The organism is Streptomyces sp., from assembly GCF_035563135.1.
GTDB lineage: Bacteria > Actinomycetota > Actinomycetes > Streptomycetales > Streptomycetaceae > Streptomyces.
Window position 1 is genome coordinate 1 of the sequence record NZ_DATMVN010000731.1, and the last position, 6,490, is coordinate 6,490.

At 70.4% G+C, this 6,490-nt stretch carries 6 protein-coding genes; 2 read left to right on the forward strand and 4 right to left on the reverse strand.

The features are described 5' to 3' along the window. Positions 1 to 187 (forward strand): hypothetical protein (locus tag VN520_RS32295; RefSeq protein ID WP_325750485.1); only part of this gene is annotated, 187 nt, incomplete at its 5' end. A 174-nt stretch (positions 188 to 361) separates the two neighbouring features. After that, entirely contained in the window at positions 362 to 1,429 is a 1,068-nt protein-coding gene (locus VN520_RS32300) for an RNA polymerase sigma factor (protein ID WP_325750486.1), read from the forward strand. A gap of 25 nt (positions 1,430 to 1,454) precedes the next feature. Here the strand turns inward: VN520_RS32300 and VN520_RS32305 are convergent, their stop codons facing one another. From VN520_RS32305 to VN520_RS32320, 4 genes are all read right to left on the reverse strand, one after another. Next, complete coding sequence (locus VN520_RS32305; protein ID WP_325750487.1) at positions 1,455 to 1,664, reverse strand: hypothetical protein; 210 nt, start codon at positions 1,662 to 1,664, stop codon at positions 1,455 to 1,457. 90 nt (positions 1,665 to 1,754) lie between these two features. Further along, positions 1,755 to 3,680: an ABC transporter ATP-binding protein gene (locus tag VN520_RS32310; protein ID WP_325750488.1), complete on the reverse strand. Its 1,926-nt coding sequence runs from the start codon at positions 3,678 to 3,680 to the stop codon at positions 1,755 to 1,757. Then, on the reverse strand, positions 3,680 to 5,413 hold the full coding sequence (locus VN520_RS32315) for an ABC transporter ATP-binding protein (protein ID WP_325750489.1): 1,734 nt from the start codon (positions 5,411 to 5,413) through the stop codon (positions 3,680 to 3,682). The genes VN520_RS32310 and VN520_RS32315 overlap by 1 nt, the downstream gene beginning before the upstream one ends. 112 nt (positions 5,414 to 5,525) lie before the next feature. Further along, positions 5,526 to 6,490: FGGY-family carbohydrate kinase (locus VN520_RS32320; protein ID WP_325750490.1), on the reverse strand; the 965-nt coding region annotated here is incomplete at its 5' end.

The window sequence follows — 6,490 nt, forward strand, 5'->3', positions numbered from 1 at the left end:
CGCGGGCATGCAGCTCGTCCAGGTCCGTCTCCGTGCCGTCGACCGCAGGATCGACGACGTGCAGGGCAGCCTCGCCCGCCTCGGCAGCAACGTCGCCCCCGACCATCTGGCCGCCGCACAGAACGAGGTCTGGGTCCTCCAGCAGTACGCCCAGTCGCTGCGGAGCCACGGCGCCGCCGCCCTCTGAGCCGTAGCTGCGCCCCGTCACGCTCCGGGCGCAAAAAGTCACCGCACGCCCCTCGTGGCGTCGATGTGCCGTACCCCACACTGGATGGCGGTGCCCGAGTCATCGGAGCGCGGCCGGTCCGCCCGGGGCGGACCTCCCCCGCGATCCGGCAGCGATCACCTGGAGGCCGCCCCCGTGCAGACCCGGACCGTGCCGATCACGACCGAGCCCGTCCCGGCGATCCCCGCGCAGAACCGGGTCACACGTCACCCGGAGGCGGCGGACACGCCCGGACCGGTGCTGGAGGAACCGGTGGAGCACCCCGAGCCGCGGAGCCGCCCGGAAGCAGGCGGCCCGACGTCCGACCTCTTCCGCCAGTACTTACGGGAGATCGGGCGGATACCGCTGCTCAGCGCCGCCGAGGAGGTGGACCTCGCCCGCCGCGTCGAGGCGGGACTCTTCGCCGAGGAACGGCTCGCGGCCGCCCCGGACCCCGACTCCCGGCTCTCCGTCGACCTGGACCGGCTCGTGGTCATGGGACGGAGGGCGAAACGCCGGCTCATCGAGGCCAACCTCCGCCTCGTGGTATCCGTGGCCAAGCGCTACGTGGGCAGGGGGCTGACCATGCTCGACCTGGTCCAGGAGGGGAACCTCGGGCTGATCAGGGCGGTGGAGAAGTTCGACTACGCGCGGGGCTACAAGTTCTCCACGTACGCGACGTGGTGGATCCGCCAGGCGATGTCCCGGGCACTCGCCGACCAGGCCAGGACGATAAGAGTCCCGGTGCACGTCGTCGAACTGATCAACCGCGTCGTACGCGTCCAGCGCCGCATGCTCCAGGAACGCGGCTACGAGCCCACCGCCGAAGAGGTCGCGGCCCAGCTCGGCCTGACGTCCGAACGCGTCGGCGAGGTCCTGCGCCTCGCCCAGGAGCCCGTGTCCCTGCACGCACCCGTGGGCGAGGAGGACGACGTGGCCTTCGGCGACCTCATCGAGGACGGCGACGCCGCCTCGCCCGCGGAGTCCGCGGCCTTCCTCCTGCTGCGCGAACACCTGGAAGCGGTGCTCTCCACCCTCGGCGAACGGGAGAGGAAGGTCGTCCAGCTGCGCTACGGACTGGACGACGGGCGGCCCCGCACGCTGGAGGAGATCGGAAGGATCTTCGGCGTGACGCGCGAACGCATCCGCCAGATCGAGTCCAAGACCCTCGACAAGCTGCGGGACCACACCTTCGCCGACCAGCTCCGCGGCTACCTGGACTGAGCGGCACGGCGCTTCGCGGGACCGGCTACGAGCCGCCCCCGCCCTTCCGCTTCCCGGCCGAGGACCCCAGCCCGGCACCGACGGCCACACCCAGGGCCATCCCGACGCCGACGCCCAGCGCCAGGTCGCCGGTCAGCGCACCGTACGCAGCCCCGAGACCCGCACCCACACCGATGCCGAGCCCCACGCCCGCCCCGGTCCTGCGGCCGTCCCGCTGCTCCTCACCGCTCTCCACCACTGCTCACCCCACTCTTCCGTGTCATCCGTATGATCCGTGCCGTCCGTGTCATCCGTGCCGTCCGTGTTCCGCCGCCGGACGACGGCGTCAGTCGACCTCGGCCAGGGCCTGCGCGAACTGCGCCGCGTAGAGCCGGGCGTAGGCCCCCTTCGCGGCCAGGAGGGCATCGTGGGTGCCCTGTTCGACGATCGAGCCGTTCTCCATCACCAGGATCACGTCCGCGTCCCGGATGGTGGAGAGCCGGTGCGCGATCACGAAGCTCGTACGGCCGTGGGCCAGCCGCGCCATCGCCTTCTGGATCAGCACCTCGGTCCGGGTGTCCACCGAGCTGGTGGCCTCGTCGAGCACCAGGATCACCGGGTCGGACAGGAACGCCCGCGCGATGGTGATCAGCTGCTTCTCGCCCGCGCTGACCCCGGACCCCTCGTCGTCGATCACCGTGTCGTAACCGTCGGGCAGCGTGCGGACGAAACGGTCCGCGTGGGCCGCCCGCGCCGCGTCCTCGATCTCCTCCCGGGACACCTCGCGCGAGGCCCCGTAGGCGATGTTCTCCGCGATCGTGCCGCCGAACAGCCAGGTGTCCTGGAGCACCATGCCTATGGCCGACCGCAGTCCGTCACGTGACATCCTCGCCACGTCGGCCCCGTCGAGGATGATCCGGCCGCCCGTCACCTCGTAGAACCGCATCAGCAGGTTGACCAGCGTCGTCTTGCCGGCACCGGTCGGCCCGACGATCGCGACCGTCTGACCGGGCTCCACGCTCAGCGAGAGATCCTCGATGAGCGGCTTCTCCGGGTCGTAGCGGAAGGACACGTTCTCCAGCGAGACGCTGCCACGCAGTTCCTTCGGCCGCTCGGCGGGGTCGGGGTCGGGCGCCTGCTCCTCGGCGTCCAGCAGGCCGAAGACCCGCTCGGCGGACGCGATGCCCGACTGCACCAGGTTCGCCATCGACGCGACCTGCGTCAGAGGCATCGAGAACTGCCGCGAGTACTGGATGAACGCCTGCACGTCACCGATCGACAGCGCACCCGACGCCACGCGCAGCCCGCCGACGACCGCGACCAGCACGTAGTTCAGGTTCGACACGAACATCATCAGCGGCTGCATGATCCCGCTGTTGAACTGGGCCTTGAAGCCGGCCTCGTACAGTGCTTCGTTCTGCTCGGCGAAGTCCCGCGCCGACTCGTCCTGCCGTCCGAACACCTTCACCAGGCTGTGCCCGGTGTACATCTCCTCGATGTGGGCGTTGAGCTTGCCCGTCACCTTCCACTGCGCCACGAAGTGCGGCTGCGACCGCTTGCCGACCCGCGCCGCGACGAACACGGACAGCGGGATCGTCACCAGCGCGACCAGGGCGAGCAGCGGGGAGATCCAGAACATCATGATCACCACGCCGACGATGGTCAGCAGGGAGTTGATGAGCTGGCCCATCGTCTGCTGCATCGTCTGGGAGATGTTGTCGATGTCGTTCGTCGCCCGGCTCAGCACCTCACCACGCTGCTGCCGGTCGAAGTACGACAGCGGCAGCCGGGCCAGTTTGGTCTGCAGGTCCTCACGCAGCTGGAAGACCACCCGGTTGATCACCCGGATCGACAGCCGGGTCGACACCAGCATCATCAGCCCCGCGCCGACGTACACCACCAGCGCCGCCAGCAGGACCTGGCCCACCGCACCGAAGTCGATGCCGTCGCCGGGGACGAAGTCCACCCCGCTCAGCATGTCGGCGAGTCCGCCGGCGCCCTGCTCGCGCAGGCCGTCGACGGCCTGCTCCTTCGTCGTGCCGTCCGGCATCTGCCGTCCGACGACACCGGCGAAGATCAGGTCCGTGGCCGCGCCGAGGATCTTGGGCCCCGCCACGGAGAGCGCCACACTCAGCGTTCCGGCGCCCAGCATCAGATACAGCGAGGACTTCTCCTTGCTGAACCTCCTCAGCAGCCGCTTCCCCGACCCCTTGAAGTCCATGGACCGCTCGGTGGGCCCTCCGGCCATCATCCGTCCGCCCGGCCCTGCCATCAGGCGGCCTCCGCTTCCGTCAGCTGGGAGAGCACGATCTCCCGGTAGGTTTCGTTGCCGTCCATCAGCTCGTGGTGGCTGCCCGTCCCGACGACCCGGCCCTCGTCCAGTACCAGGATCCGGTCCGCGTCACGGATCGTGGACACCCGCTGTGCCACGATCACCACGGTCGCCCCCGCCGTCTCGCGGGACAGCGCACCGCGCAGCGCGGCGTCCGTCGCGTAGTCCAGGGCCGAGAAGGAGTCGTCGAAGAGATAGATCTCCGGCCGCTGCACCAGCGTCCGCGCGATCGCGAGCCGCTGCCGCTGACCACCGGAGACATTGGTGCCGCCCTGCGCGATCGGCGCGTCGAGGCCGTGCTCCAGCCCTTCCACGAAGCCCTTCGCCTGCGCCACCTCCAGCGCGTGCCACAGCTCCTCGTCGCTCGCGTCCGGGTTGCCGTAGCGCAGATTGGTCGCGACCGTCCCCGAGAACAGGTACGGCTTCTGCGGGACCAGGCTCACCGTCTTCGCCAGCAGCACCGGATCCAGCGTCCGCACGTCCGTACCGCCGACGAGCACCTCGCCCTCCGTCGCGTCGAACAGCCGAGGTACGAGCCCGAGCAGCGTCGACTTCCCGCTGCCCGTCGACCCGATGATCGCGGTCGTCTCCCCGGGCCGTGCCACGAGATCGACCGAGCGCAGCACCGGCTCCTCGGCGCCCGGGAAGCGGAACTCCGCGCCCCGGATCTCCAGATGGCCGTGGGTGAGCAGCTCCGTGACCGGAGCGGTGGGCGGCACCACGCTCGACTCGGTCTCCAGGACCTCCTGGATGCGCTCGGCGCATACCTCGGCCCGCGGCACCATGATGAACATGAAGGTGGCCATCATCACCGACATGACGATCTGCATCAGATAGGCGAGGAACGCGGTCAGCGCCCCGATCTGCATCCCGCCGCTGTCGATGCGGTGCGCGCCGAACCAGACCACGGCGATGGACGACAGGTTCACCACCGTCATCACCGTCGGGAACATGAAGGCCATCAGCCGGCCGGTCGACACCGCGACGTCCGTCAGCTCCGTGTTGGCGCCGCGGAAGCGTTCCTCCTCGTAGCGGTCACGGATGAAGGCGCGGATGACGCGGTTACCGGTGATCTGCTCACGCAGCACACGGTTCACCGTGTCCAGCCGCTCCTGCATCGTGCGGAACAGCGGCCGCATCCTCCTCACGATGAGGCCCACCGAGACACCGAGCACGGGAAGCACGGCCAGCAGCACCGCCGACAGCGGGACGTCCTGGCCGAGCGCCATGATGACGCCGCCGACGCACATGATGGGCGCCGACACCATCAGGGTGAACGCCATGAGGACGAGCATCTGGACCTGCTGCACGTCATTGGTCGTACGGGTGATCAGCGAGGGAGCCCCGAACCGTCCCACCTCGCGCGCGGAGAACGACTGCACCCGTCCGAAGACCGACGCCCGCACATCGCGCCCGAGCGCGGAGGCCGTCCGGGCACCGTAGTGGACCGCCCCGATGTTGCAGACGATCTGGACGGCGCTGACCACGATCATCACGGCGCCGAATTCCAGGATGTAACCCGTGTCGCCCCGCACGACACCGTTGTCGATGATGTCCGCGTTGAGACTGGGCAGATAGAGGCTGGCGCACGTCTGCAGGAGCTGGAGCAGGACCAGCAGCACGATAGGACGTCTGTACGGACCCAGATAGGTCCGCAGGAGTTTTATGAGCACACGCGTCTCTCGGAGTCGGCGAAGGGCAGAGGCCGGTCCATACTCCGGCACTCCGGACCACCACTGCCAACGCTTTTGCCCAAGCCCCGGTCAAATTCCGGGATCGCGCTCCTCAGGCGCTGCCGCCGAACGCCCCGGGATGGATCTGGTCCCGGGTCGCCCCGTACTGCTGGCGCACCGCCCGGCCCACCGGGAGCTCCTCGCCCGGCTCCAGCACCTGCGCCGCCGCACCCTGCCAGGCCGGGGGAGTACGCGGATCGAGCGTCCCCTGCGAGACCCCCAGAGCCCACGCCGCCTGCCTGGCCGCACCCAGTGCCGCGTACTCGGCGGGCTGCGGCACGACGACCTGGGTGCCGAACACCGCGGGCGCCAGCGCCTGCACAGCGGGCAGCTCGGCTGCCGCGCCCAGCAGGAACACCCGCCGCACCTCCACGCCCCGGCCCCGCAGCACGTCCAGTGCGTCGGCCAGCGAGCACAGCATCCCCTCGAAGGCGGCCCGCGCCAGGTGCTCGGGCTTCATCGACTCGCGCCGCAGCCCGCTCAGGGTCCCCGCGGTGTGCGGAAGGTGCGGGGTGCGCTCACCCTCCAGATACGGCAGCAGGACGAGTCCTGAAGCGCCCGGCGTCGACTTCAGGGCCAGCGCGGACAGTTCCTCCAGCCCCTCCACCCCCAGCATCTCGGCCGTGCCGCGCAGCGCGCGCACGGCGTTCGACGTGTGGACCACCGGCAGGTGCATGCCCGTCGCGTCGGCGAAGGAGGTGATCATCCCCGTCGGGTCGGACAGCGCCTCGTGGTGCACGGCCATGACCGAGCCCGAGGCCCCCAGCGACACGACGGCGTCCCCGACGGCGACGCCCAGCCCGAACGCCGCGGCCATCGTCTCGCCCGTGCCCGCCGAGATCAGCAGCCCCTCCGGCGTCGTCCCGGCGGCGTCGGCCGGGCCGAGGACCTCGGGCAGCGCGGCCTGGTGGCCGAGCGCGAGCTCCACGAGGTCGGGACGGTAGGACCCGGAGCCCGCCGACCAGTAGCCGGTGCCGGACGCGGCACCGCGGTCCGTGGTCCGGCGGGCGGGCCGGC

Excerpts from the sequence above, each read along its gene's own strand:
- VN520_RS32310 (WP_325750488.1), bottom strand. The coding sequence starts at position 3,680 with ATGGCAGGGCCGGGCGGACGGATGATGGCCGGAGGGCCCACCGAGCGG.